The 25,495-nt window shown below is 63.1% G+C and carries 25 protein-coding genes; 9 read left to right on the forward strand and 16 right to left on the reverse strand.

Going from position 1 to position 25,495, the window contains the following annotated elements:
• Positions 1-267: 267 nt before the first annotated feature.
• Both BLJ79_RS09365 and BLJ79_RS09370 read left to right on the forward strand, forming a co-directional pair.
• Positions 268-1,455 (forward strand): YDG/SRA domain-containing protein, encoded by a 1,188-nt coding sequence (locus BLJ79_RS09365; protein WP_175475428.1) that lies wholly within the window; start codon positions 268-270, stop codon positions 1,453-1,455.
• A gap of 702 nt (positions 1,456-2,157) precedes the next feature.
• Positions 2,158-2,385: a DUF2188 domain-containing protein gene (locus tag BLJ79_RS09370; RefSeq protein ID WP_071214424.1), complete on the forward strand. Its 228-nt coding sequence runs from the start codon at positions 2,158-2,160 to the stop codon at positions 2,383-2,385.
• A gap of 405 nt (positions 2,386-2,790) precedes the next feature.
• On the opposite strand, the gene BLJ79_RS23555 is transcribed toward BLJ79_RS09370, so the two are convergent.
• From BLJ79_RS23555 to BLJ79_RS09380, 3 genes are all read right to left on the reverse strand, one after another.
• Positions 2,791-3,222 carry a zinc-binding dehydrogenase gene (locus BLJ79_RS23555; protein WP_286135321.1) on the reverse strand — a complete coding sequence of 144 codons (432 nt, stop codon included), beginning with the start codon at positions 3,220-3,222 and terminating at the stop codon, positions 2,791-2,793.
• A 15-nt stretch (positions 3,223-3,237) separates the two neighbouring features.
• Entirely contained in the window at positions 3,238-3,744 is a 507-nt protein-coding gene (locus BLJ79_RS23560) for an alcohol dehydrogenase catalytic domain-containing protein (protein ID WP_286135322.1), read from the reverse strand.
• 136 nt (positions 3,745-3,880) lie between these two features.
• Entirely contained in the window at positions 3,881-4,327 is a 447-nt protein-coding gene (locus BLJ79_RS09380) for a carbohydrate kinase family protein (protein WP_071214425.1), read from the reverse strand.
• Positions 4,328-4,538: 211 nt separating this feature from the next.
• On the opposite strand from BLJ79_RS09380, the gene BLJ79_RS09385 reads away from it, so the two are divergent.
• Positions 4,539-5,468, forward strand: coding sequence for a PaaX family transcriptional regulator (locus tag BLJ79_RS09385; protein ID WP_083411140.1), 930 nt, complete (start codon positions 4,539-4,541; stop codon positions 5,466-5,468).
• Here BLJ79_RS09385 and BLJ79_RS09390 read toward each other — a convergent pair.
• The 4 genes from BLJ79_RS09390 to BLJ79_RS09405 are packed head-to-tail and all read right to left on the reverse strand — an operon-like array spanning position 5,392 to position 8,984.
• Positions 5,392-6,741 (reverse strand): carboxylesterase family protein, encoded by a 1,350-nt coding sequence (locus BLJ79_RS09390; RefSeq protein WP_071214427.1) that lies wholly within the window; start codon positions 6,739-6,741, stop codon positions 5,392-5,394. The two genes, BLJ79_RS09385 and BLJ79_RS09390, sit on opposite strands and share 77 nt — an antisense overlap.
• 13 nt (positions 6,742-6,754) lie before the next feature.
• Positions 6,755-7,990 (reverse strand): acyl-CoA dehydrogenase family protein, encoded by a 1,236-nt coding sequence (locus BLJ79_RS09395; protein ID WP_071214428.1) that lies wholly within the window; start codon positions 7,988-7,990, stop codon positions 6,755-6,757.
• A gap of 8 nt (positions 7,991-7,998) precedes the next feature.
• Positions 7,999-8,460 carry a nuclear transport factor 2 family protein gene (locus BLJ79_RS09400; protein WP_139194797.1) on the reverse strand — a complete coding sequence of 154 codons (462 nt, stop codon included), beginning with the start codon at positions 8,458-8,460 and terminating at the stop codon, positions 7,999-8,001.
• Positions 8,457-8,984 carry a cupin domain-containing protein gene (locus BLJ79_RS09405; protein WP_071214430.1) on the reverse strand — a complete coding sequence of 176 codons (528 nt, stop codon included), beginning with the start codon at positions 8,982-8,984 and terminating at the stop codon, positions 8,457-8,459. The genes BLJ79_RS09400 and BLJ79_RS09405 overlap by 4 nt, the downstream gene beginning before the upstream one ends.
• Positions 8,985-9,214: 230 nt before the next feature.
• Here BLJ79_RS09405 and BLJ79_RS09410 point away from each other — a divergent pair, with 230 nt between their 5' ends.
• Positions 9,215-9,712: a flavin reductase family protein gene (locus BLJ79_RS09410; RefSeq protein ID WP_175475429.1), complete on the forward strand. Its 498-nt coding sequence runs from the start codon at positions 9,215-9,217 to the stop codon at positions 9,710-9,712.
• A gap of 199 nt (positions 9,713-9,911) precedes the next feature.
• Complete coding sequence (locus BLJ79_RS09415) at positions 9,912-11,279, forward strand: MFS transporter (protein WP_217641863.1); 1,368 nt, start codon at positions 9,912-9,914, stop codon at positions 11,277-11,279.
• Between the two features lie 90 nt (positions 11,280-11,369).
• On the opposite strand, the gene BLJ79_RS09420 is transcribed toward BLJ79_RS09415, so the two are convergent.
• The 5 genes from BLJ79_RS09420 to BLJ79_RS09440 all read right to left on the reverse strand — a co-directional run bounded on the left by BLJ79_RS09420 (position 11,370) and on the right by BLJ79_RS09440 (position 15,799).
• Positions 11,370-12,317, reverse strand: a complete 948-nt coding sequence (locus BLJ79_RS09420) for an aldo/keto reductase (RefSeq protein ID WP_071214431.1) — start codon at positions 12,315-12,317, stop codon at positions 11,370-11,372.
• A 134-nt stretch (positions 12,318-12,451) separates the two neighbouring features.
• Positions 12,452-12,841: a VOC family protein gene (locus tag BLJ79_RS09425; protein WP_139194798.1), complete on the reverse strand. Its 390-nt coding sequence runs from the start codon at positions 12,839-12,841 to the stop codon at positions 12,452-12,454.
• Positions 12,842-12,907: 66 nt separating this feature from the next.
• Entirely contained in the window at positions 12,908-13,468 is a 561-nt protein-coding gene (locus tag BLJ79_RS09430; protein ID WP_071214433.1) for a histidine phosphatase family protein, read from the reverse strand.
• Entirely contained in the window at positions 13,465-14,595 is a 1,131-nt protein-coding gene (locus tag BLJ79_RS09435; protein WP_071214434.1) for an ABC transporter ATP-binding protein, read from the reverse strand. Before BLJ79_RS09435 ends, BLJ79_RS09430 begins: the two co-directional genes overlap by 4 nt.
• A 25-nt stretch (positions 14,596-14,620) precedes the next feature.
• Positions 14,621-15,799 (reverse strand): ABC transporter permease, encoded by a 1,179-nt coding sequence (locus BLJ79_RS09440; RefSeq protein WP_286135323.1) that lies wholly within the window; start codon positions 15,797-15,799, stop codon positions 14,621-14,623.
• Between the two features lie 156 nt (positions 15,800-15,955).
• Here BLJ79_RS09440 and BLJ79_RS09445 point away from each other — a divergent pair, with 156 nt between their 5' ends.
• A complete protein-coding gene (locus tag BLJ79_RS09445; RefSeq protein WP_071214435.1) occupies positions 15,956-17,632 on the forward strand; it encodes an IS200/IS605 family element transposase accessory protein TnpB in 1,677 nt (558 codons plus the stop codon).
• A 763-nt stretch (positions 17,633-18,395) separates the two neighbouring features.
• On the opposite strand, the gene BLJ79_RS23350 is transcribed toward BLJ79_RS09445, so the two are convergent.
• The 3 genes from BLJ79_RS23350 to BLJ79_RS09455 are packed head-to-tail and all read right to left on the reverse strand — an operon-like array spanning position 18,396 to position 20,158.
• Positions 18,396-18,539, reverse strand: coding sequence for a hypothetical protein (locus tag BLJ79_RS23350; RefSeq protein ID WP_175475430.1), 144 nt, complete (start codon positions 18,537-18,539; stop codon positions 18,396-18,398).
• Between the two features lie 60 nt (positions 18,540-18,599).
• Positions 18,600-19,430, reverse strand: a complete 831-nt coding sequence (locus BLJ79_RS09450) for a metallophosphoesterase family protein (protein ID WP_071214436.1) — start codon at positions 19,428-19,430, stop codon at positions 18,600-18,602.
• Complete coding sequence (locus BLJ79_RS09455) at positions 19,427-20,158, reverse strand: tyrosine-protein phosphatase (RefSeq protein WP_071214437.1); 732 nt, start codon at positions 20,156-20,158, stop codon at positions 19,427-19,429. Before BLJ79_RS09455 ends, BLJ79_RS09450 begins: the two co-directional genes overlap by 4 nt.
• A gap of 192 nt (positions 20,159-20,350) precedes the next feature.
• Here BLJ79_RS09455 and BLJ79_RS09460 point away from each other — a divergent pair, with 192 nt between their 5' ends.
• From BLJ79_RS09460 to BLJ79_RS09470, 3 genes are all read left to right on the forward strand, one after another.
• Complete coding sequence (locus tag BLJ79_RS09460; protein ID WP_071214438.1) at positions 20,351-21,298, forward strand: CHAD domain-containing protein; 948 nt, start codon at positions 20,351-20,353, stop codon at positions 21,296-21,298.
• A gap of 138 nt (positions 21,299-21,436) precedes the next feature.
• Positions 21,437-22,051, forward strand: a complete 615-nt coding sequence (locus BLJ79_RS09465) for a TMEM175 family protein (RefSeq protein WP_071214439.1) — start codon at positions 21,437-21,439, stop codon at positions 22,049-22,051.
• Positions 22,052-22,235: 184 nt separating this feature from the next.
• Entirely contained in the window at positions 22,236-23,672 is a 1,437-nt protein-coding gene (locus tag BLJ79_RS09470) for an IS1380 family transposase (protein WP_071214440.1), read from the forward strand.
• A gap of 570 nt (positions 23,673-24,242) precedes the next feature.
• Here BLJ79_RS09470 and BLJ79_RS09475 read toward each other — a convergent pair.
• Positions 24,243-25,451 (reverse strand): acyl-CoA dehydrogenase family protein, encoded by a 1,209-nt coding sequence (locus tag BLJ79_RS09475; RefSeq protein ID WP_071214441.1) that lies wholly within the window; start codon positions 25,449-25,451, stop codon positions 24,243-24,245.
• Positions 25,452-25,495 lie beyond the last annotated feature (44 nt).

Here is a 25,495-nt window from a genome sequence, read left to right on the forward strand (position 1 = left end):
CTGTGTGCAAGAACGAAAAACGATTCCACGTCCACTACAACTTTTGGAAAGGCAAGGGCTGGGAATGTGCCGGTGAGTGGGACAGTGCCACAGAGGCGGATCGTCTGAAGAGATTCTGGGAGAAACGTGCCGACACGATCTTGCTGGACACGAACAGCGCGCTCGGGTAGTCGGCCCTGTGAGCACAAGTCCACCGGACCACGAAGTCCGGGGCTGACCACACATGGCCGGACCTCGGTCGGTGTCCTGCCGTGAAAGCATATGAACATGCTGCGTACCCAAAAAGATGTCCATGAACACCGCATCCTACGGACGCTGATGACGTCCCCGAACGCCGAGATGCCGGCCGGGGATGTCATCTCGGTGATGCGCGCCGAATACTTGGATCAGTTCAACGAAACTGATCTCGAAGTCCATGCAAATGGACGCGAGAAGTGGGAAACCCGCGCAAGGAGCACCAGTGGATACATGGTGAACCGGGGACTTCTTGAACACCCCCAGCGCGGGGTATGGAAATTGACAGACGCAGGCAAAGCTGCAGCACTGGCTGGTGCTCTCCCACCCCGGACCGCAGACCATGGCCCCCGGTATGGGGAGATCCCGGGCTATCTGGCCGGGGCAATATTCAAGGACCGGCAGACCGCCTATGCGGCAGGCATTCACCCCACCACCCAAGCGGGGATTGCTGGTCCCGACACCGGGGTGTATTCGATCTGCATGTCTTCCGGCTACGCCCACGACAAATTCGATGGCGACCTGATTACCTACACCGGCGCTGGGGGAACGGACCGAAACACGAAACGACACATCTCCGACCAAACCCTTACGAAGTGGAACTTGGGGTTAGTCAGGAACCATGAAAATGGCCAGCCCATCCGCGTGCTGGCGCGCCAATCCGTGATCACCGGCAATGCCAGGGACAGCAACTACGTCTACTTAGGTCTGTACGACGTCATCAGCTGGGGATGGGACGAAACCGAGGGCTTCAAGATCTTGGTATACCAACTGCAAGCCGTATCCGGCAGCCGCATGCCCGACCCAGAACCGTTCATTTCGCTCGCCGCCGGTTCCCTGATTCCGCCGGGCAGGACGGTCGTCACCGTGCACAGGATCATTCGGGATCCCAAGGTGAAGCTTTCCCTCAAAAAACTCTACGATGACCAATGTCAGATATGCGAAACCCGACTGTTCACCGCAGCCGGCCCGTATTCCGAGGGCGCCCACATCCGCCCGCTGGGGGCACCACACCACGGACCGGATTCACTGGCCAACATGTTGTGCCTGTGCCCGAACTGCCACACCATGTTCGATGGCCGAGCCTTGTGGGTCGACGACCAGGGCGCCATCCACAACACGGCCGGTCCATGCGGAACACTACGGGTCAAGCCCGGGCACTCCCTGGATTTTTCACACCTCACCTACCACCGTGAACTCTGCGGAGTTCCATCCTCTTAGGTCTCCGTTCGAAACAGTCCCTGGGCCCAGGACAGTCCACCTCTTTCAGCGACCTCGAGCGGATGAGTGCTCGAACTGTTTCGTTCAACCGCCCAACGCTCGAACCGTTCCTAAGTTTCAGGTCATCGGTCATTTCCTTTCGACACGCCGTACGGAACGACACGCCGAACTGTTTTTCTGCGCCAAAACAATTCCCGCAGTGTGGATAGATATGCGATTTCATTGGATTTCCGGGGTTCTAAGAACCCTTTTTATCCACAAGGGGTGTGGGTGATTTCAATGTTCAATACTCAGGGTTGACCACATCATGTTGTGGTCCAGGCTAACCTAAACCACAACATGTAGTATTGGAATGTCTCGTCAACACACGTGAGATAAAAAGAAAGCGCAGACTGGCAGGTCCACGCTCTCACTCCAACAACTACGAAGCGGCACGCTCAATAAGTCGATGGATCTTCTGGTTTGAAGTTCCTCAAGCTTAGAAGTGAGCTGGGCCGGTGTCAAAGACGCCAGCCCGGGCTATTGGGTACCCGTTTCGGGAAAGGTCAAGGTCATGGCCACCATACGAATTCGCATTCGTCGCACCATCCGAATCAAGCCGATTCGCCGATAGACCGGGCTAAAAACCGGGGTTGGGTTGCTCGCAGCTTACTTGTGACCCACCCAACCCGTTCAACCCAACTTCTTTCTTAAGGATTTACCATGCACATCAATCGCTACGACATTGTCCCGGCCGGCCTGTGGTGGAAGCTTACCTACAACGGCGTCAACCTTGGAACCCATTTCTCCCAAGACCAGGCCTACGATGCTGCGCGGCATCATGCCCTGATGGTCGGCGGTGGAGAGATCTCCATTCACGGGAAAGATGGTCGCATTCGGGAAAAGAACACCATTTCCCCTGCCAACGATCCCCGGCACATCCGAGGGTAACCCGGGCTTTTTAGGAGGTTCTGAACACGGTCCAGCAGCATGTCCTCTGCCTCCTTTCTGGAAGGGAAACAGGGGACATGCTCGGCGGTGACTTTGGGATTGGTCAGCGCTTCGCTCGTAGTATTGCCTGCCCAGGTGTGCTCGGTACTCGCTGATTGCGTCCTGACGGTGGCCGCCTACCTCGATGGATCCCTTCATCAGGGTTCCTGCTCCAATCTCCAGGCATCATTGCCGCCGATAACAGCACATATGAAATCTTGAAGTGATCCTATTGCAGAATCTGCAGAATAGGACTCGGTGATATGGCGTCCGCGTCGATAGGCGCTTTGTTTCAGAAAGCCCCGTGGTTACAGGAATCATTGGCGGCCGGGGTGCACCTGTGCGAACGAGGCGCCGCCGCCGCTTTCATGCCTCGAGCGCGCCGACCTTGATCAATACCTTCGAGGACGCAGCCGAATCCAGCGCCATAGCGAAGGCTGCCCCCGCCTCGGCCAGTGGGAGGTCGTGCCTAATGACCTCAGCCAAGAACTTGTGCTCTGCCAACAATTCCACCGCCTCGTCCAGCTCCGTCTCGAAGCGCTGCGAACCAAAAACCGTCAGCTCGCGCAGACCGAGTTCCGAGAGCGAGATCGACACGGCGTCTCGGGGCAGGATCCCCAGCTGCACCACCGCTCCGCCGCGACGAGTCGCATCCAGCACGACCTGCAGGCTCGCCACCGCTCCTGCAGCCTCCACGCTCTCGTCACAGCCGAGCGATTCAGGGCCTTCCCCTTGCCGGATGTTGAAGGTCTCATCGACGCCCATGGAGCTGGCCACATCCAGCGCGCAGGGCTGCAAGTCCGAGATCGCAACTTAGACCGCACCGCGCAGCTTCAGCACCGCCGCGGCCAACAGACCGATCGGCCCGGCGCCGCTGACAAAGCAACGAGCACCCTCAATGCGGCCCGCAGCGCGATCGATCCCATGCAGGGCGATTGCCAGCGGTTCGGCCAACGCCGCGGTGCGCAGGTCCAGCCCCTTGGGCAAGCGGAGCAGCTGCCGGGCTTGGACATGCAGCACCTCGACCAATCCGCCCTGGGTGTGAGGCATGGTGCTGGCGCTACCCAGATAGGTGCCGCCCTGGGTCAGGTGCATGCCCAATGGGCTGGCCCCGGGTTCCGGGAAGGGTGTTGCCGGGTGGATCGCCATGGCATCCCCGACGCGCCATCCGGTGACGCCCTCACCGAGCTCGCGCACCCGGCCCACCACCTCGTGGCCCAGGACCAGCGGCTCCTTGACCTCGAAGGAGCCGTTGCGGCCATGCTGCCAATAATGTAGGTCGGATCCGCAGATCCCGCCATAGGCGATATCCACCGCCACCTCCCCGGGACCGACCGGAGTTTCCTACAAATCTTCCACGCGCAGGTCCTTGGGTCCGTGTACCACTACTGCCTTCACTGCAACTCCTTGGATTCTCTTCACTCTTGTCTTGCAAGCCCGCCGGTGCGGGCAATCTCTAGCGGGCCACGGGCTCGCTTTGCTCAAGCATCCCGAGTTCGTCGCGGCGCGGCATGCCTTCCCAGTCGCCCGGGACCATGCAGGCAAAGGCGCCTGTGCGCACGGCTGTTTCCAAACGGGCCAGCGGATCTAGGCCGTTGAGCAGTTCGGCAATGTAGCCGGCAACAAGTGCATCCCCGGCGCCCGCGGTGTCAACCACCGGCAACCTGATCGCATCGCGCCGATACTCTTTGCAGTCGATCAGCGCCACGGCGCCCGCATCATCCAGCTTGATGATGACCTGCCGCGGGCCCAGCTCGGCGATCCGGTGGGCCAGCTCCATAGGGTCCTCGCTGCGACCCACGGCAATGGCTGCTTCCTCGTCCCCGGCAAAGACCACGTCGACCTTGGCCAGGATGGCCCGGTAGGCCGCCCCCGCCTCTTCCTCGCTCCACAGGCCTTCCAACCCGCGAAGAGCTGGGTAGGGGTCATGCCGCCCGGGTAGACCGGAATGTTCGCAGTCACCGCGGCGGCAACGATCTTTGGATTGTAATCGGGATGATCAGGAAGCGAGTGGGCGTCTTCCCAAGCACCACATCCCAGATCTCCACCGGGAGGAACGATTCACATCGTGAATGTGCATCTTGTCTTGGCCAGCTGGTTGATACGCTCAATGCATGCGTGCAATTGAAGAAATCATTGCCGGTCGACTGACCGGTGACCGTGGGCAAGCGGCCCATCACCGCCACATTCTGACGGTGTTCGGTCTATATGCACGCCCAGCCGGCATACCGATCGCTGTGGCAGCCATTGTTCAACTTCTCCAAGATCTTGGTGCTGAACCTGCCAGCGTTCGTTCATCGATCTCCAGGCTGAAGAAACGTGAAGTTCTCACCAGTGAACGGATCAATGGAGAAGCCGGTTACGCACTTTCCACCGCTTTGGAAGAACACATGCGTGTGGGTGATGAACGCATCTTCTCACCCCACCCGGCACGGGCCTCCGATCCGTGGCTGTTGGTGTCGTTCTCGGTTCCGGAGGCCCAACGCGGCCAGCGGCACAAAATCCGCAGCGGGCTCTCGCGCATGGGATTTGGCGTGGTTAGTGCAGGTCTCTGCGTTGCACCCGGGCATGTCTACAATGAGGCCCTCGAGTATCTTCAGGACAACGACCTGCTCCAGTTCGTAGACTTCTTCCACGCCAATCACGGCGGACCTGAGGAATTGCGCACCAAGGTTGCCCAATGGTGGGATCTGGATTCTCTGGAGTCGCACTACCAAGAATTCATTGACAAGTACTCGCCTCTTCTCTCCCGCTGGGGCAAGCCAGCCCAGCAGACGGAAGCCGGCTCCCGGGAAGCGTTTGGCGACTTCATCCGGTTGGTGACCGATTGGCGCACCTTACCGTACCTCGATCCGGGACTTCCTCTCGAGGCGTTGCCCGAAACCTGGAAGGGCGGCGCGGCGCGCTCCCTTTTCCTTGACCTTCGGGCCCTACTTGGTCCGCTGGCCGGATGGCATGCCCAGCAGGTCATCCACGGAGCGGGCAACCCTGGCGACCCAGGACAAATCGGGCAAGGCCACGGCGCAACTGCAAAGACTCCGTAGCGAACTGCTCGGGGTCAATGCCGCGGAGCATTGGTGCATCCGCCCATGCTCCGAAGTTCCCGAACCAAAACGGCAGGTCGAAGCAATGTCCGCTCAATACCCCGGGCTGGGAGCTACGCAGGTTGAGCCGCACAAGCTCGGTCTTCAACCCCTGTTCGGTGTAGGCCGTCGTAAGCTCTGTCGGGAATCGCTGGAACTGGATCCATGACGAAATATCCACGAGTCGTTCATATGGGTCTTTCGATCGATCAAGGGTTTCCGTGCCGGGTGACAGCTCTCCTTCATCCAACATTGAGATCCACCCATCGACCTCTTCATGGGTCACAGTCCTCTCCTCGGGTGACCCAAAAAAGAACATCCCCGTTTCCTGTGCCGTGAAACTGAACAGAACCTCCTCGACGTGGACATTCTGCGCACACCATCGGGCCTGCAAGAAATTATCCGGGATGTTCTCAGCTTGGCTGGGCAAGTACCCGGAGGCTGCATGGCCCAGAGGACGAGGCTCCGCGGTTTCCTGCAGAGCGTCGACGCCTGCCTTAAGCAAGTCTTGGGTCTCGGCGTTCTCAAGCGTCCGGGGATGCAGTCGTCGTGCGGCTTCATCCCGCACGCTGTTCAGCCGCTCGCGGGTCCAGGGTTCACGCGTCGCCATGCTCAGCAACGCCACGCGGCGCATGAGCCCTCGCGCGGCCGGATCCAGGCTGAGCAGGTGCACGTACCAGGCTCCTGCGGATTGGCCGGCCAACGTGACCTCGTCCGGGTTCCCGCCGAATGCACCGATATTCTCCTGGACCCATTCAAGAGCTAGGGCCAGATCCTGCAGCGGACGGTCCGGTGTTCCAGGAGGCGCCAGGTGAGCCACCGGGCCGATCCGGTAGTTAACCGTCACCACCACCATGCCCTCAGCGGCGAGCAACGAGCCGTCATACCACTCGTTCGATCCGCCGCCGCTCATCCAGGCGCCCCCATGGACGAAGACCATGACGGGCAATCCAACGGCGTTTTCGGGTGCCCACACGTTGAGGAAGAAGGCATCATCGGTTTGTGGGTTTTCGTTACCGGTCCCCATGGCAGCAGCCAGCCGACTGGGAAGTTGGGGGAAGACAGGAACCTCGGCCAGTCGTCCGACCACCAATTGGCCGTTGGCGGCAACCGGGGCAGCAAACCGTTCACCGTTGGAAAGCTGCGCATACCGGATGCCGAGCACCGAACGAATTCCCACTTCGTTGATCGTTTTCTTAAACCCGCCGGGGGCCAGAGACGTCGAGGTTCCCATCTTTTTCCGTTTCCTAGAGCTTGGTAGAAATGTAGTCGGTCTCGGTCAACCCGTTGCCATGGAGTTCATAGCCCATGGGGGCGGCGATCGAGGCGTGACGGGTTCCAGTATTGATGTCCCGCCACATTCGTCCAAGCAGGCTGTTCTCGGCAAAGGCAGCGGTGCCGTGGAGCCAGCAAAGTTCATTGACAGCCTCCACCAGTTCATGGCCCGCATGCCCGATTCCGCCGCGGTTCCGCGCACGGTCGGCCAGCGGGATCGGAGTGGTGCTGGCAGCAGCGGCGTCGATGTCGGCGGCGGAACGCTGGAGCAGCAACAAGGCCGAGTCGATCTTCATACTCGTTTGCCCCAGGTTTTGCACGAAAGCGCCGGAATCGATTTGGCGCTTGTAGTGGGTGTAGGTGATCCCGCGGGTCTGGGCCTTTTCCGTGACGTAGTCCAGGGCCGCCGCAGCGGCCCCCAGGGACGCTGCCTGGATGGTGGTTGACATCGTCAGGTGCGGGGTGAGGCGCCGTGCGAACGTTGCATCCGGGTCCTTCTCGTTCGCATCTCCCATCAGCTGGGTGAAGGTGATGACCCGGTCCTTTGGCACCCACAGGTCTTCGGTGGCCATGGTGTTGGAGCCGGAGCCGCGCATGCCAATGGTGTACCAGGTGTCCTTGACTTCGTATTCGCCCCGGCGCATCAACGCAAAACCGATCTGCGGGGTTTCGCTTGCCCCGTCCTTGATAAAGAGAATGCCAATGGCCCACTCGGAGTGCGAGGAGTTCGAGGCAAACGGCCATTCGCCGCTAACGCGCCAACCGCCGGCGTCGGGAGTCGCGGTGCCCTGCGGGCTGGCGAAGATCGAAGCCATGCGCACCGGGCCATCGGCGAACACCTCGTCGAGAACCGCATCGGAATACCGATTAGCAAGCATGACGGAACCGTTGGAGATCACGGTGCACCAGGCAGCGGCCGGATCGTAGAACGCAATGGCGCGTGCCACCTCCAGGAGCATCGAGGCTCCGCCTTCATATCCCCCATAGCGCCGCATAGCCGCGATGCGCATGGCCCCAATTGAGTCTAGCGCCGCAATGGATTCATCGGACATCACGCGCTGCTGATCTGCAAGCACTGCGTTCTTACGCAGCAGCGGGCCAATCTCGTGGACGCGCTTGACGATCTCGGCAATGGTTTCCTGAGATGGGGCGTCTCTTACGACCAGACGGGCTGTTTTGCTGGACGGGTCTACTGCTACTTGGGTCATTGTTCTGCCTAACCTTCTAAGTTGAGTGTTGCCAGGGGCGTGCGCAGGTTTTCCTCGCCGAAGGTTCGGCGGACCTCATGGAGATCCATGAATTCCTGGCACCGGGTAATGCGTCCGTCGGTGACGTTCATGATGGTGACGATGTCGTTGTCAAAGAACAGGCCATCATGGGTGCGGGCGGTTTCGCGCAGGTGTGTCACGACCATCGATTGCTCGGCATCCAGGTACATGCCCCGCATTTCCATGGCCGCGCTGCCCGGAACAAACGTTGAGGCGAGCGTTCCGATCAATTCATTGAAAAACGCGTCGGCGCCGTAGTAGGTGCGCGCCAAGGAAGAGTGCTGTCCAACGACCGTCCATTCCATGTCGTCCGTAATCACCGCGCGAGCAGATTGTCCATCCCCGGCGGCCTGGGCCTCCCAGAACCGCCGGACAACCTCCAGCTGCGGTCGCGGCGATTGTTCTGTCATGCTCCGGTACCCGTTGTCACACCGGGAGCGGCCAAAAGCGTGATATTGAAGTCGTCGCAGGCATTTTGCAGGCGCTGTTCAGTCTCTTCGTCCATTTCCCATCCGCGCTGTGGCCCGGCGTAGTCGGCGGGAATCGCGACGGCACGGAAGAACTTCTCGAGGTCGCCGGGAGCCGACATGACCAGCCATTTGGCTTCAACATCGGGACTCGCTTGGAAGGTGTGCGGCACGTCCTTGGGCATCAGGATGCAGTCGCCAGGTCCCAACGTCACCCCGTCTGCCTCGGCAGCCCAGAATGTCACGGTGCCTTCAAGGATGTAAAAGATCTCATCCTCACCGTCGTGTTCGTGTAATGGCGGCTCCGAGGCAAGCTTCGAGTGGGTCAACGCCATCATGAATCGCCCGTCGGTCATTTCACTGGTGATGATCGGCTGGATCAAGTCACCCAGGAACCAGAGGTTTTCGCGTTCGGACTGGCGGACAACGCTCAGACGGCTGGTCTGCTGCTCAATTTGCTGTGTCAACTGGATGCTCCTTCAAGAGTGGCGGTGCATTGGCACCGAACGATATGACCGAAGCTACTACGGTCGCAATGCATCTGCAACAACAGTTTGTGAAGTGCGTCATATTGCAACAATATGGACGGACGTGCAAAAAGAGCTATACAAGATGGTATTTGTCTGGCAGGCTACTGCTCACAGGAAGTTCTGCGGATGCTCGCCAGCCGCAGAAGAACCAGCCAAGGAGCAGAAAAATGATCTTGACATCCGAATCCCTGGACTCGCAGCTCCTCCGCGAGACCTTTGCCCACTTCCCGTCAGGGGTTGCCGCAATGGCCGCCGAGGTCGACGGATCCGCCCATGCACTGGTTGCATCGTCGTTCACCGTCGGTGTCTCACTTGAGCCGGCGCTTGTGATGTTCGCGGTGCAAAAGCGCTCAGGAACATGGCCAATTCTGCGCAACGCCCCACGCGTAGGCGTCTCCATCCTCGGCCAGGACCAAGGCCCCCTCTGCCGGCAGCTGGCCAATCGCGACAAGAATGCGCGGTTCGCCGGCGTAGACGTTCATCAACTAGATTCCGGCGCTTTGCTGCTTCCCAATGCCTCACTCTGGTTTGAATGCAGTATTTACGACGAGCACCCCGCAGGCGACCATGACGTGGTGTTACTGGAAATCCACGCTCTTCACGTCGATAAAGAGACCAGCCCGTTAGTCTTCCACGATTCCACATTTCGACAACTGGTGGCATAACCACTCAACTGACAAGCATCATGGCATCTATCAGATCCATGACGATCGTTAGTTCTCCAGTAGCACTCAATCGCACCGCAGGTGCGATGACCGAAATATTGAGCATGCCGTCCGCGCATGTTCTGAGAGTTCAAAGCCGTGGCCTTTCCACGGAATCACCACTTCCCCTCTCCGACATCTACTCGCGAAGGTTTCCAACATGAGTGAATCGACAACGACTGCCTTACCAACCGAGTCCAGCCTCCCTATGGATCGGAAGGAAAAACGCAAGATCATCCTTGGTGTGGGCATTGGAAATGCCCTCGAATGGTACGACTGGACCGCCTATTCCATCTTTGCCGCGTATTTTGCCGGCCAGTTCTTCCACGCCAAAGATCCGGTCACCGCACTTCTTGGGACGCTCGCAATTTTCGGTGCAGGCTTCTTCATGAGGCCTCTGGGCGGCTTATTCTTCGGGTGGTTCGCCGATCGATTTGGTCGCCGTCAGGCTATGTCGATTTCGATGATCATCACCGCCGGAGGCAGCCTGCTCATCGGAATCTCGCCGAACTACCAAATGATCGGCGCTGCCGCGGCCGTCTTCCTACTTGTAGGTCGCATGCTCCAAGGCCTGGGACACGGTGGTGAAGTGGTTTCCTCGTTTACATACGTCACGGAAATGGCCCCACGAAAATCTCGTGGCCTGTGGTCTTCCTCGGTGTTTGTATTTGTCACCCTCGGCGTCATTGCTGCAACGCTGCTCGGAGCCATCCTCTCCTCGACGCTTGGCACGGACGCCGTGCGTGAGTGGGCCTGGCGGATTCCATTCATTCTAGGAGGCGTCTTGGGGATCTATGCTCTCCACCTGCGCCGTAAGTTGGATGAAACCCCGATGTTCCGCGCCAAGGTGGAAGAGGCAGAGGCGGCCAAGGCCGCAGGCATCACTGTTCCCCGCACACGTGGGTTGATGCGTGAGATCTGGCGCTACCGCCGCGCCTGCCTGCGGATTGTTGGGCTGGCTGCGGGTGGCACGGTTATGTTCTATGTTTGGTCGATCATGGCCCCCGCGTTCGCAATGGGTCCGCTGGGAATGAACCCGACGCACGTCTTGTGGGTCAGCACCGGAGCAAACGTCTTCTTTATGATTTGCTTGGTATTTTGGGGGTGGCTCTCGGACCGTATTGGTCGTAAATTCAACTGGTATTTCTTTGCCATCGGCGCCATGTTATTGATCATTCCGCTGACGCTAGTCCTCAACGGCGGCCCGGAGCTCTGGCGGCTTGCCTTCTACATGGGTATCGGCATGGTCCTGATTTCAGCGCCAACAGCAATTATGCCAGCCACCTTTCCGGAGCAGTTCCCCACGCATGTAAGAGCCGTGGGCATGGGACTTCCTTACTCCATTGCTGGGGCACTGGCAGGTGGCACGGCACCGTACCTGCAGACGTGGCTATATTCCCAAGGCAGCCCCCGGATCTTTGATATCTATCTGATCGTGCTCTGTGCATTCGTCCTCATCGCCGCCATCGCATCTCCCGAGACGAAAGGCAAGGACCTCAACGATGACGCCCTGGTCGAGGTCGTCTAGCGAGTTTCAGACAATCTCATGAGGGGTGGACGAGCTTTGGTTCGTTCACTCCTCATGTTTTTTGGCATTTTCCTCGACTCCATGGACAGGTTAACCGACTTTCACTGGTTCCGAGACGGCGTTGAGGATCTGCAGCTGCTCATCCGAGAGCTCGAGCGTTGCCGAGGCCATAAGCGCGGGCAGCTGTTCAACGCTGCTGGCACTGGCGATCGGTGCCACCACGTTGTCGCGGCTGCGAAGCCAGGCAAGTGCCACGGTGGCGGCTTCCACGTTCAATTCTTCTGCCACGGACACCAGGGCATCCACCACGCTGAGCCCGTGGTCGTTGAGGTAGCCCGCAGCCATGCCACCGCGTGCCTTGCCCTCGAGGTCAGCGGCCGAGCGGTACTTGCCCGTCAGGAACCCACTGGCCAGCGAGAAGTACGGCAGCACCGCGAGCTGGTGGCGTGCCGAGACCTCGGCCAACTCGGTTTCGAAGTCCTCCCGCGCCACCAGGTTGTACTTCGGCTGCAATGCCACCGGAGCGGCAAAACCCTCGGCACGGGCCACGGCGAACCACTCATCGATCCGCTCTGCCGGGAAGTTCGAGAGGCCAATGTGGCGGATCTTGCCGCTGCGGACCAGGACGTCGAAGGCTGCCGCACTCTCAGCGATGGGCGTGTTCGGATCGTACTGGTGTGCGTAATACAGGTCGATGTAGTCGGTGCCCAACCGCGTGAGCGAGGCATCTGCGGCGGCTGCCACGTTTCTGGCAGACAGCCCGGGGAACTCGGGGTGCTGTGCGACTTTGGTGGCCACCACCAGACGTTCTCGATCACCTTTGGCCAGCCACGAGCCAATGATTCTCTCGGACTCTCCACCCGAGTTGCCTTCGACCCACACCGAGTAGGAATCGGCGGAGTCAACGAAGTTGCCACCGGCTTCCACAAACTCGTCAAGCACACCGTGGGAGGTGGCTTCGTCCGTGGTCCACCCGAAGGTATTTCCTCCAAGGTTCAGTCCGAAGACATCGAGGTCCGAGGTTCCGAGGATACTCATGCGCGCTCCTATGTGCAGATTGGGGTGTCATGCTGCGGCGACTGGCCGCTACTAGGGCCAACCTCGCAGCTCTTCGTCCTATTCCACCCCGTCACTAGACAGCTGGCTCTTCACGCCGGCGAGCGTCCAGTCCGTCATGAGCGCTGCAGGTCTGCGGGCGGATGCTCGGCAACGCAGAACAGGTTGCCTTCCGGATCGGCGAGGGTGGTCCATTGGACGTGCGGCACCTCGTCGAGGACATCCCACTGGTGCACGGCACCCAGCCCGATCAGGCGTTCGACCTCCGCCGCCAGGGAAACCCACGGCACGGTGAGGCCCCAGTGGGCCACCTGGCGTTCGGCACGGGGCGCGGCTTCCTGTTGGAAGAACATCCCGAATCCACCCGGTCCGTTGGGCGGCAGGTAGACGCTATCCTCGCCGATCGAGGATTCGGCACCGGTGGCCGCCGCCCAGAACTTCGCCAGGGCGGTGGGATCCTCGGCCTCAAGGTTGATGGCTCCAAGGGCGAGCTGGTGATTGGCCACGGGTGCAAGAATAGCTTGCACAACCGACATGTCCGGGAGCTTGAATGACAGGGAATCCGGAAGCGCTCACCTTGATTGCGGTGAGAGTTCCACACGCCCCTCGACAAGATGGACATCCACCTCGATGACTTCCCCGTTTTCCAGGCGTGCGAATTCCCGTCCATGCAGTGCGGAGAGCACCGAGCGCATGAGCGTGCCGTGGGTGACGATGACCAGGCGCCGCCCGCGGTGGTAAGCCGCCAACCATGCCAAGGCGGCGGTTCCCCGCAACACCACCGATTCGGCACTTTCCCCGCCCTCCAGCAGGTCGGCCCTGGCCTGCTCGTCCAGGCCCGCAACGCGTGCGCCCTCCGCATGGCCATAGTCCTTTTCCACCAGGGCGGGAACCTCCACCACGGCACCGGCGCCCAGCCGCTCCGCTATAATCCGCGCTGTTTCACGAGCCCGGCCCAGGGTGGAACTGACCACCAGATCCCATGGACCGCTCTCGGCGAGCGCCTCGGCCGCGGCCAGGGCCTGTGCCCTGCCGGTGTCGTTCAGCGGGATGTCAGCTCTCCCCTGCAACCGTCCCGTGCGGTTCCATTCCGTTTCCCCGTGGCGGACCAGGGCCCAGCTGTACTGGATCATGCCGCTTGCACTTCGGTGGTGCCGGATTCCTCGAAGAACACATGTGCCTTCTCGACCACCGGTCGCACCAGCTCCCCCTCTTTCGGAATCCAGCCACCCACCAGCACGCGCAAGGGCGTGCCTGCCCAATCCAGGCTCGTTTCATACCCATGCCTGCCATAGAGCGCCGAGGTGACGCGCGCCAACGGGGCATCGGTTCGTGCCTGGCCGGCAACGGGTTCCAGCCGCACCGCGGTTGGCGCGACGGCAGCAACCGCACGCCGCGGGCGCGAGCCGGCCGGCGGCCATTCACCGACCAGGTGCGCGACCCGATTCCCGTGGGCACTGCTCCCGACCGAGACTTTCAGCCCGGGATGGTCCCCATGGAAATGCCCGTCAACCAGGGTGCCCGGGAAGAGCGTGGCATCAGAGACAAATGATGCGACAAAGGAGTTCACCGGATTCTCCAGCAAGTCCCTCGGCGTTCCGATTTGTTGGATCTTCCCGTGGTTCAGCACCGCCACCCGGTCCGCCAACCCGAGGGCCTCGGCGCGGTCGTGGGTAACGTGCACAGCCGTCAGTCCTTCTTCCCGGGTCAGGGCCCGCAGTTCCAGCCGGAGCCTGGCCCGCAGCGGTTCGTCCAGTGCGGACAGAGCCTCGTCCAGCAGCAGCGCCTGCGGCTTGGCCACGATCGCCCGGGCCAGGGCCACGCGCTGGCGCTGTCCGCCGGAGAGTGCCGCGGGTTTCCGGTTCGCGTATTCGGCCAGCCCGACCTGCTCCAGCACCGCTGCAACGCGCTTGGCAAGCTGTGTCCGTGGAACACCTGCCAGCTTCAGCGGATAGCCGATGTTGCCTGCCACGCTCAGGTGCGGCCAGATCGCGTGGTCCTGGAAGACGATGCCCAGCCCGCGCTTCTCGGGCGGCACCCAGCTGCCGGCCCCTGCCACGGTGCGCCCGCCGATCGCGAGGCTGCCCGCACTCGGGTGCAGGAAACCGGCAATGGTGCGCAGCAACGTCGTCTTGCCCGATCCGGAGGGACCGAGCAGGGCCAGGAATTCGCCGTCCCGCACGTCCATCTCGATCCCGTCCAGGCCCACGTGCCCGTTGCCGTAGATAAGGCCCAGCTTGCTCAGTTCAATGGTTGCCACGAGGATTTGCCTTTCACTGGATTTTCTACTTGTCCACACGGCGGTTGGCCAGTGCGGCGGTGGCCGAGAGGCCGAGGATCCCCACCAACGCGACCAGCAGGGCCAGGGCCGAGGCCCCGCCGTAGTCGCCCGACTGCTGCAGGTTGAAGATGGCCACGCCGAGGGTCTGGCTTCCGGGTGCGACCAGCAGGATGGAGATGGTCAGTTCCCGCACCGCGGTCAGCAGCACCACCACCCCGCCGGTCACGGCTGCCGGGACCGCCAAGCGTGCCGTGACATCGAGCAGGGCGCGTAAGGGGGTTGCCCCGGCGGTGCGGGCGGCCTCCTCCAGCGTGGAGGACACCGAGGCCAGCGGGGCACGCACGGCCTGGACCACCAGGGCCATGAACGCCATGACGTAGGCCCCCAGGATCACCCACGAGGTGTTGAAGATCCCCAGCATCGGGGCAATGAGCAACCACCCCACCGCGACCACCAATCCGGGCAGGGCCTGGGGCAAGGTTGCCGCAACGTCGAGCGGACCGTTGCTGCGGTGCGTGCCACGGGTCAGCAGCAACGCGATGCCTAGTCCCAGCACCGTGCAGCACGCCGCCGCTCCCCCGGCCAGCATGATCGAGTTCGCAATCCCGGAGACCGCACCCGGCGAGGTGGACGCCCGGATGATGTTGTCCAGGGCCAGGTTTTCGATCGTCAAGGGCACACCCGGGGCAGGCAGCAGGGCCTGGGTGGCCAGTGCCAGCAGCGGCACCAGGCAGATGAGACCGACCCACAGCCACAACAGCACCAGCACGGGGATACGTGCGGCGCCCAGTTCCAGTTTCATGCTGGTTCCCTCGTTCCCCAGCTGGGTGCCGGTGGGCAGTTTCCGCTGGGCCAGCACCGTGAGCACCGCGAGCACCAGCAGGACCAGGCCGATGGCCGAAACCGCGGGCAGCGGGTTGCTGGTGGTGCTGGAGGCCAGGTAGCGATACACCAGGGTGGTCAGGGTGGTGCATCGCTCGGGAAGCCCGATCAGCGCCGGGATGCCGAAGTCGGACAGGTTGGCGACCAGCGTGAGCACGAATGCGGCGAGCAGCCCGGGGCGCAGCAGCGGCAATGTCACGGTGCCGAGCACCCGGGCGGTTCCCGGCCCGGAGATGCGCGCGGCCTCCTCCAGGTTCCCCGGGATCCGCCGAAGGGCGGCGGCGATGACCAGGTAGGCCACGGGGTAACCAACGGATTGCCATCGAGGGTGTCTTTGAATAAACGTGTACGGTCGCGGGTCAGGCGTGGCAATCCAGTTACCGTGCCTTTGTCAGAGTTCTCCACACCCCTACAGGGTCGGAACCAAACCGTCGGCGGCTGGGCGGAAGATGGAGGCATGGACAACAATATCCATGCATCCGAGGCACCCGCCGGGCAGGGCCCGGCCCGCAAGGCGGGCGGGTTGCGAAGGATCGCGGCCCCGTTCGTGGTCGCTACGCCGTCCGGGGTGCGGATCCGCACCCGGTTGCGCCCCACCGACACCGAGGCCCAAGCGCTCAGGATGATTGGTGAGCACCTAGGGCATCTGTACCGCACGGATGTGGCCGGCCGCGTGACCCTGGGCCGGGTGCCGGCCGCGGAGCGGGGCCGGACCGAACGCAAGCGGAACCTCACCGCCGCATCTTCTTCTCGGTGGGCGGGGTCTATCACCCGGTCCGCCGAGGACCAATACCAGCTGGGTCTGCGGTGCTTGGTGGCGGAGGTCTCTCACCTGCGGGCGGCCACCGAGGCCCTTCACCGCCGCATCGCCAACACCGTGGGCGAAGATTCCGGCAACGGCCGCGGTTATCGGACCGAGGCGGAGCGGTTCCAGAAAACCCGCCGCCTGGCCCAGCTCCAAGAACGCCTCGAGACGGCACAGGCGGCGCTGGCCGTTGGCCGCCCCTCGATCACGCTGGGCGGCAGGCGCCTCTGGAAGACCCGCAACCGCCTGGCCGATGCCAACCTCACCCGGGAGCAGTGGGAGAAACGGTGGTCGGCCTCCCGGATGTTTTTGACCGCGGACGGGGAATCCGGGCGCATCGGCGGCAACCAGACCATCCGCCTGACCGCTGCCGGGACCGGGCTTCCCGGAAATTTGTCCGTCAAGGTCCCCACCCCGTTGGTCCCGGCCCTGGGTGACCGACTGGTGCTGTCGGTCCCCGTCGCGTTCGCCCACCGCGGTGATGAATGGGCTGACCGGGTCGTCTCACGGCGGTGCATCCGCTACGACATCGGCTTCGACCCCGGGAAGGGCCGCTGGTACCTGGATGCCTCTTGGGGCCACGGCGACGTGCAGGCACCGCCGCTCGAGGTTTTGCAGGCATCGGGGGTGGTGGGGGTGGATTTGAATGCCGACCACCTGGCCGTGGCCCGGCTGGATGCCTCCGGCAACCCGGTCGGAACACCGATCAGCATCGCCCTGGGGTTGGCCGGGCTGAACGCCGGCACCCGGGACGGGCGGCTGCGGGCGGCGATCACCGCGCTGCTGGATTTCGCCCGGGACACCGGTGCGACCGCGATCGCCATCGAGAACCTGGACTTCAAGGACGCCCGAGACACCGGCCGGGAGACCATGGGCCGCGGGGCACGGGGCAAGCGCTTCCGGCGCACCGTGCACGAGATCCCCACCGGGAAATTCCGGGATCGCCTGGTGGGGATGGCCGCCAACCGCGGACTGTCCGTGATCGCGGTCGACCCGGCGTATACCTCACGGTGGGGCGGCCAACATTGGCACAAACCCCTCCAAGAAGCTTCCGGTGGGACGGTGACGCGGCACCACGCCGCGTCCGTGGCCATCGGCAGGCGCGCCCTCGGATGCCCGATTAGGCGACGGGAGGACGGTCCCCGCACCCGACAGTGGACGGGTGCGGGCAAACCCAGTCCCAGGCCCGGTCGGGCACCCGGGGGTGCGGCCACCGGCACAGGCCCGGTTCGCCCGGCGGCCACGAGCCGCACGGGCCCGCCGGGAACCGGCCGGCGGCAGCCTCCCAAGACCGTTCGGGGAGCACATGCGTCGCTAAAACGCATCTGAACAGAACGGTAGGAATGCACCGCCAGCGGGAACAAGAACACGGTTCAACACCCGCCGACGATGCTCACCTTGGCATCGTTTGCCATCCATATGCAGTGTCTTGTTCACCGGGCAGTTGGAGCCGAGCCGCGCCATCCAGGTCCATGCGCCAATGAAGGAAGGGCAGTAACACAAACCAACGCAGCACTCCCTTGAACGGCACGTTGCAGCGTTCGAGCACCACTGGCGTGAATGCCCCAATTACGATGTCCAGCGTTGCCGACACCTTGGCACTGACTACCGAGTTCAGCGCGGCGGTAGCCACCACCGGACCATCGACGTGCGCAGCGCCTTGGGCACGACCCCTGCAGGGCCAGCGCTATTAGCGGCTGTCCAACGAGTCCTGCTGCAGCGACCGACACGACCACGCGCAGCACACCGAGCCAGACCCCGAAGGAAACTTCTTCCCTGCACGCACTTGCGGCGTCTGGATTTGCCCGCCGAGAGCGGACACGTGCTTACGTTCGGCGATTCTGTGCTCGATAGTTTGGGTCGACATGTGGGTAAAACTTACTTCACCAGGGAGTTGTAGAAGCCAACGGCCGCGGCCTGGCCGTTGGCGATCTCCACTTGGTTCGAATCCAGCAGGTTGATCTCGCCCAGCCCCGGGGCGCCTTCCGGAACACCGGATCCTCACGTACCGGAAGATATGGGACTGCTCAACGGCCAGTTCCTGGCCTTCCTGATTTTCGGAATCGGCAAAGACACCGACGGGCTGCGAAACTTAGGGGACGCCGTCGCTGGGGTAGCTCACGGCGATGGGCGAACCCTTCGTGGCCAACTCGCGGGCCACGAAGTCCACCACGATGTCGATCTCGGCGCTGCCCTCGGCCACGGCTTCGCCGCCCGGACCGTTGCTTTCCAACACGCTGGGCACGTCCCCCGGCGGTGCGGCTTGCGAATGGTTGGTGCTGGATGGAACTGATCTTCAGAGCAGTACCGGAAGCCGTAACGGAATCGGTGCCTCGCGGGAGGCGACCGCGGCGGGCACCGGCACCCGGACCGGCGTGGCCGAGAGCTGTCCGGCGCCGGCCTTGATGACGCTGAACCAGCTGGGGTCCGCCCCCGGCGGGGCTTGGGCGGCGAAGAGGTCGTGGTTGTAGGACACCGCCGGCGAAACCCACACCGGGATGCCGCCAAGGTTTCCGCTGCAGGGCAGGTGGTAGTGGCCGCAGAGGATGCCGCGGACATCGCTGCCGGCGAGCGCCGCGGCCAGATCCCCAGGACGGGCCAGGCCCCGGCCTGCAAGTTCCGGCAGCAGGGAATCGATCGGCGGGTGGTGCATGGCCAGCACGCTCCCGCGCGCCGCGGGTGTGGCGAGCACGGCGCGCAGCCAGGCAAGCTGCCGGGCCTCAAGCCGGCCGCCGGTCTCGCGGAATCCGTGGGTGTCCAGCCCGATGACCCGCAGCCCGGCAACCACGTGAACCGTGTCGGCCGGATTCGGGCCGCTGGCCAGGCGCCGGCGGTTGAATGCCGCGCCCACTGCACCCGCCGGGTCGTGGTTGCCCGGCACCGTGATGACCGGGCAGCCCAGTTCACGCCCGGCCCGCGCGAACAGCCTGGCGGCGCGCTCGTGGACCGGTGCGCCGCGCTCGGACACATCCCCGGTGACCAGCACCGCGTCGGGGGCAAACCGGGCCGCGGCCTCGAGCACCGCCCAGGTGCGTGCCCAGGTGTCGATCTTCCCGTGCAGCAAGGCGCCGCCGGCCGGCAGATGGGTGTCGGTCAGTTGCACCAGGGTGGTGCTGCCGGCGCTCATACGTCGGGGCCGGCTTCCTCCGCGGCGCCGGGCCCGGCAAGTTCCTCGCGGATGGTCGTGAGGTCCGCGGGATCCAGCCCGTGCGCCAGCAGGTAGCAGGCGGCCGAGCCGAAGCGGGCCTCGACCATGTCCAGGGCCTGGTCCAGGGCCGCGGACGGGCTGTCCAGGTGCAGGTGCAGCGCGGCCTGCAATTCCGCGCCTTCTCCCAGCGCACAGGACAGCTCCTGGCTCACGCGCTCGCGGTAGCTGGCCGGCAGCGCCCGGGCGCTGCGCGCGTAGTCGTCCAGCAACAGCTGGCGCGGCACTCCCGCGACCTCCAGCACCAGGGCCACCACCAGGCCGGTGCGGTCCTTGCCTGCGGCGCAGTGCACCAGCACGCCGCCGGGAAGACCCGCGGCGATGGCACCCACGGCCCGGGTGATTTCGGTGCCGCGGGTATTGAGCAGGTCGCGGTAGACGTCCTCGATGGCGGTGGCCACGGGCAGCGCTCCGCGGTACAGCGGGATGGAAACGTGTACCGCACCCGGCGGGACGTAGCCCCGTCGTTCGGCCAGTTCGAAGGGCTCGCGCAGGTCCACCACCCGCTGCACGCCCAGGGCGTCCAGTTCCCGGAGGCCCGCAGGTTCAAGTCCGCTGGGGGCGGCGGAGCGGAACAACCTACCCTGGCATTCGGAGGGGACCCGGCGCAGGTTCGGCACCGCCGTGGCGGTTTCCATGGTGCGAGACATACCGGGACATTCCTCAAGGGCTTGGCACACTTCCCCGACGGGGAAGTCAATGACACCCTTGATTCAAGCCCGTTCACGTGGCCAAGAGGTTAATTTGCGCCCACCGGCGGGCGACCGGCCGGCCAAGACCTCGGCGGCCGCTGCAACGCGGCCGCCCGTGCCGTCCACAGGCCGAGGGAGAGGATGCGTGCCATGGCCAACGTCCGGCTGCCGGCACCCCGCATGCGGCGGGCGAGCGGCTTCCGTGCCGCAGCTGATCCGGGTAGGGCGCCGGTGCTGCGCGTGGCCATCGACTATCTGGACCGGCAATATGCCGAGCTCCTCACCCAGGCATCCCGCGTCCGCTCCGGGGAACCCGACGCCATTCACCAAATGCGCTCGGCCACTCGGCGGCTGCGATCCTGCCTGGATGTCTATGGGCGCTTCTTTGCTGCCGGCCGCCGCCGGGAACTCGGTCATGAGCTGAAGTGGCTGGCCAAGGTGCTGGGCCGTGCCCGGGACGGCGAGGTGGTACGCGAACGCCTCCAGGCCCGACTCGGGGAACTTCCAGGGCAATGGCGGACCGCATCCGTGTCCGGGCCCATCGAGTACGCGATCGATGCGGCCTGCAACGCCGGCCACTCCCAGGTCCTTCAGGCCCTGGAATCCACGCGCTACCGCCGGCTGCTGGAAGACCTCGCACGATTCCGCCAGGCTCCCCCGGTCACCGGGTTCGCCCGCCGGCAGGCCCGCACCGTGGCCTTCTCTTTGGTCAACAATCAGGCCCGGATCGTGGATCGCGCGCATCGGGCCATGCTGCGAACCGGACCCGGGCATGCCCGCGACCTTGCGCTGCACCGGTTGCGCAAGGACACCAAGCGGCTGCTGCACGCCGCCGAATCCGTCGCTCCCATCCACCCGAAGCGTGTCCGGGTCCTGATCAGCTCGGCCCACCAGCTGCAAAGGATCCTGGGCAACCACCAGGACAGCGTAATGACCCGCGAGTTCCTCGAATCCCTCTTGGCCGACCCCGCCCTGCCCGAGGAGGTTCGGTGCGCCTGCGAGCGGATGCGCGGATTGGAGGAAGACCTCACCGCCTCCGCGGCGCGGCAGTACTCCCGCGCACGGCGGAAGTTGCCAGCACTTCGGCTGCGCCGTTGACAGCTTCGGCTGAGGCGCGCTGTCCGGACCGGCGAATATTGGTGTCTTCGAAGGCCCTCCTTCGCCCAACCCGTGTGGAAGTATCGGGACCAGAAATTCCACTCGCGAATTGGTTGTTGGGAAAGGAGGCGGCCGGGCATGCGAACCAGCCGCTTGGAAGCGTTCAGCGATGGCGTCATGGCCATCATCATCACGATCATGGTCCTTGAGCTGAAGGTCCCCGAAGGCCACGACCTGGCCGCGCTTACCCCGGCCGTCGGCTCCAGCTTGCTTACCTACCTGCTGAGCTTCGTGTACGTCGGCATCTATTGGAACAACCACCACCATTTGTTCCAGGCCACCGAAACCATCTCAGGCGGGGTCCTCTGGGCCAACCTTCACTTGCTCTTTTGGCTTTCCCTGTTTCCGTTCACCACCGCGTGGATGGATGAAAGCGGCCTGGCGCAGACACCCGTCGTGGCCTATGGCCTGAACCTCCTGGCCGCGGCCATCGCCTACCTCCTCATGCAGGCCGTGATCATTCGCGGGCAGGGCCCGGATTCTGCGCTGCGGCGGGCCATGGGCAGGGACATCAAGGGCAAGTCGTCCCTGGCGCTTTACCTCGCAGGGGTGCTCAGTGCGCTGCTGGGCGGAGCGCACCAAGCAGTCTGGTCTTACCTCGGCGTTGCGTTCTTCGTCGCAGCCGCCATCCTCTGGCTGGTCCCGGACCGTCGGATCGAACGCAACATCGGCGCAGAGCCCGGGACCGACTGAGCACATTCGATTCCTCTTCCCGCAGCGTTCGGGAGCCTCGCCGGAAATGTTCTTCTCGTCATTAGCCTGCCGTTTTCATGAGGCCGTCCGTCATTAAGCGTCGTTAATGACGAAAAGGTGCCCTGATCTGGGAAAATAGAGTTACCACACAAAATTTCACACCAGAGCAGGAATCACCTTTTCGATGCTTAATGATACCCAAGTTTTTCCGTCCCTTCCGGCAGCCCTCACCAACCAGTCACTGATTTCCCATGCCGGACTGAACGTCCTGACCGCGTTCCTGGACGCGACCGGTTTCGCCGCCTTGTGTGAAGACCGCTTCTCCCAATTCGTTCCCGAACAAGCCATCCACCGACCGGGACGAATCATCGGATCCCTCGCACTCATGCTCGCCGGCGGTGGAGAACACGTCTCGGACCTGGATGTCCTGCGCAACAGCCCAGGACTCTTCGGAGCCGTTCCCTCGAATGCGACAGTGTCTAGGTTCGTGGCTCGGGCCGCAGATCAGCCCGAGGCCTTCTCGCACGGATTCACCACCCTGAGCCGGCGACTGCGTTCCCGGATCTGGGAGGCCGCAGGAAAACGGAACCCCTCCGTGCTGGCCACCCTGCTGGATCCCTTGACGATCGACCTCGACGCCACTCTCGTTACTACGCACAGCGACAAAGAGGGAAGCGCAGGGACATACAAGGGCGGATATGGATTTTCCCCGATGATCGCGAGCATCGATTACGGCAAAGACAATGGCACCGGGGAAATCCTGGCCGCCATGCTGCGGCCGGGAAACAAGGGCGCCAATTCCGCGGCCGACCACATCCGAGTCCTCGACGACGCGCTCTCTCAGCTACCTGACTCCATGCACGACGAACACGGAAACCTGGACACCAAGCGGATCCTGATCCGCACCGACAGCGCCGGAGCCTCCCGCGAGTTCCTGCGCCACCTGCACTCCTTGGGACTGCAGTTCTCCACCTCTTTCGCACTCCCGGTCCCCAACGAACGCTTCATTCACTGGATCAACAACAAGGACCACTGGGAACTGGCCCTGGACCAGCACGGAAACGAGCGCCATGACGCGTGGGTCATCGACGCGACCAAGGTCATCGAGCTGAAGGATTACCCCCAAAACACTCGCCTGTACTTGCGGGCCGAACCGCTGCATCCAGGGGCGAAAGCCTCGCTGTTTGACGTTGATGGGCACCGGGTGACCGCGTTCCTCACCAATGCCCCGCGTTACAACGTTGCCTTCCTTGACGCTCGGCATCGCGCCCGGGCCAGGTGCGAAAATCGCATCAAAACGCTGAAGAATGCCGGGCTCGGGAAACTGCCGTTCACGGCGTTCGAAGCGAACCAGCTGTGGTGCGATCTGGCCGTGCTCGCCGTAAATCTGGTGTCGTGGATGCAGCTGACGGTACTGCCTGCGGGCCATCCTGCCGGGGTTTGGGACATGAAGCGATGGCGCTATCGACTGTTTTCGATCGCGGGGAAACTCATCAGCAGCGCCAGACAGAAACGACTACTGATCCCCAAGGCAGCACCCGAATCGCAGCTCTTTGCCTCGCTCATCGAAGGAACCAAGCATCTGCGGCACCGGTGGCGAAACGGGCACCTCGCGGCATAAACACTCGCGCCGCGTACGAGCTCCCTTCAATACGAAAGACACCCTTTTCGGGAGATGGAACCCGGCACCAAGGTCAGCGACATGGCCCTACTTGGTATGCCCGAAAACGAATCAGGCCGCCGATCCCGGAAAAATCACGGAATCAACGGCCTGCTGGAAGTCGATGAAAAATCGAGGTTAGCTTCAACCCCAGTAGGCATGCTGTCCGGCGCGATGGTGAGGCAACCAAGAGCATCCGGCACGAACGCGTGGCCTGCCCGAGGCAATCCACGGTGAACTGGCGGCAGATGAACTCTCGCCAAAAGGCACCTCCGAAGCGATCGGCGACCGGCCTTGTGGCTGTCGACACCTTTGGATACTCACCCCGATAATCCTCCGCCCATTGAAGGGCACTGCCCGAGCGATTCAGGTCTTGGACGAGCGAGTGAAAGCGCCACCGCCGACATGCCGGCGATGGCACCCGGGGCTCGTTGCCTTCGACTCCGCCGGGCAAGGCCCAGGCGAAAGGACTTTTCGGAAGAGAGTAGTCGATGGACCCCGGGCTCCTCCGGGTTGCCTCTTGCCGAATTGCTACCTGACTGATTGCTTGCGCGTGAACGCGGAGATGCCGGTGATGTCGCGGCCCACGATCAACGCCTGCATGGAATCGGTGCCCTCGTAGGTGGAGACGACTTCCATGTCCGTCAAATGACGCGCGACGTGATTTTCCAGCAGCATGCCGTTGCCGGCCATCATGTCGCGGGCCTCGCGGCACATGGCCAGGGCCTTGCGCGAGGTGGTCATCTTGATCAGCGAAGCCATGGGCGCGGTCAACTCGTCTCGTTCCTGCAGCTCCGCCATGCGGGCGCACATCAGCTGCATGCCGGTCAGGTCGGCGAGCATCGTGGCCAGCTTCTCCTGAACCAGCTGGTAGCCAGCGATGGGGGCACCGAACTGCTCGCGCTGCAGCGCGTACGTGGCAGCCATTTCGAACGCTGCCATGCCGTGGCCCACCGCTTCCCACGAAGCACCGCCACGGGTCGCCTTCAGCACGCGATTGACCCCCTCAAAGGATTCGCAGTTCTCCAGGCGGTTTTCGGTCGGGATTCGCAGGTCTTCAATGATGATGTCGGCCTGCAGTATGGCCCGCTTTCCGATCTTGCCAACGATGGGCGTCGGACGGTAGCCGCCGGGGTATTCCCCGGAGGCCTGGCGCTCGACAATGAACGCCTTCACGTTTCCGTCGGCCTCGTCACGGGCGAAGAGAACAATGACGTCCGCCTCGTGTCCATTGCCGATCCAGCGCTTGTGGCCGTTGAGCACCCAAGTATCGCCCTCGAGACGTGCCGAAGTTTCCAGGGACACCGAGTCCGACCCGTGCAGCGGTTCGGTCAACGCGAATGCACCGGTCTTCTCGAGACGCGCCATGGACGGCAGCCAGTGCTGCCGCTGCTCCTCGTTGCCCAGCATGTAGATGGAACCCATGCAAAGGTTTGAATGAACACCGAGGAAGGTGTTGACCGAACCGTCGATGCGTCCCATCTCGCGGGCCACGATGCCTGCTGCGTGCCGCGAGAGACCTGGGCAGTCGTAGCCCTTGATGAAGGTTCCAACTATCCCGAGGTTGCGCAGGCCCGGAATGACCTCGTGCGGAAATTCCGCGCGTTCCCAGTAATCATTGATGATTGGCTCGATGCTCGTCTGCCCGAAGGCGCGAACCCGGTCACGGAGCGCCCGTTCAGTATTGGTGAGGTCGGAATCAAGCAAGAAATAGTCTGGGTGGTCGATAACCGAGGTCATGGTCCGTCTTTCTTTTCGTATCCATCGAGGCAAGCGGGTACTCG

The sequence above is a fragment of the Arthrobacter sp. UCD-GKA genome (assembly GCF_001863355.1).
In the GTDB taxonomy this organism is placed as follows: domain Bacteria; phylum Actinomycetota; class Actinomycetes; order Actinomycetales; family Micrococcaceae; genus Paeniglutamicibacter.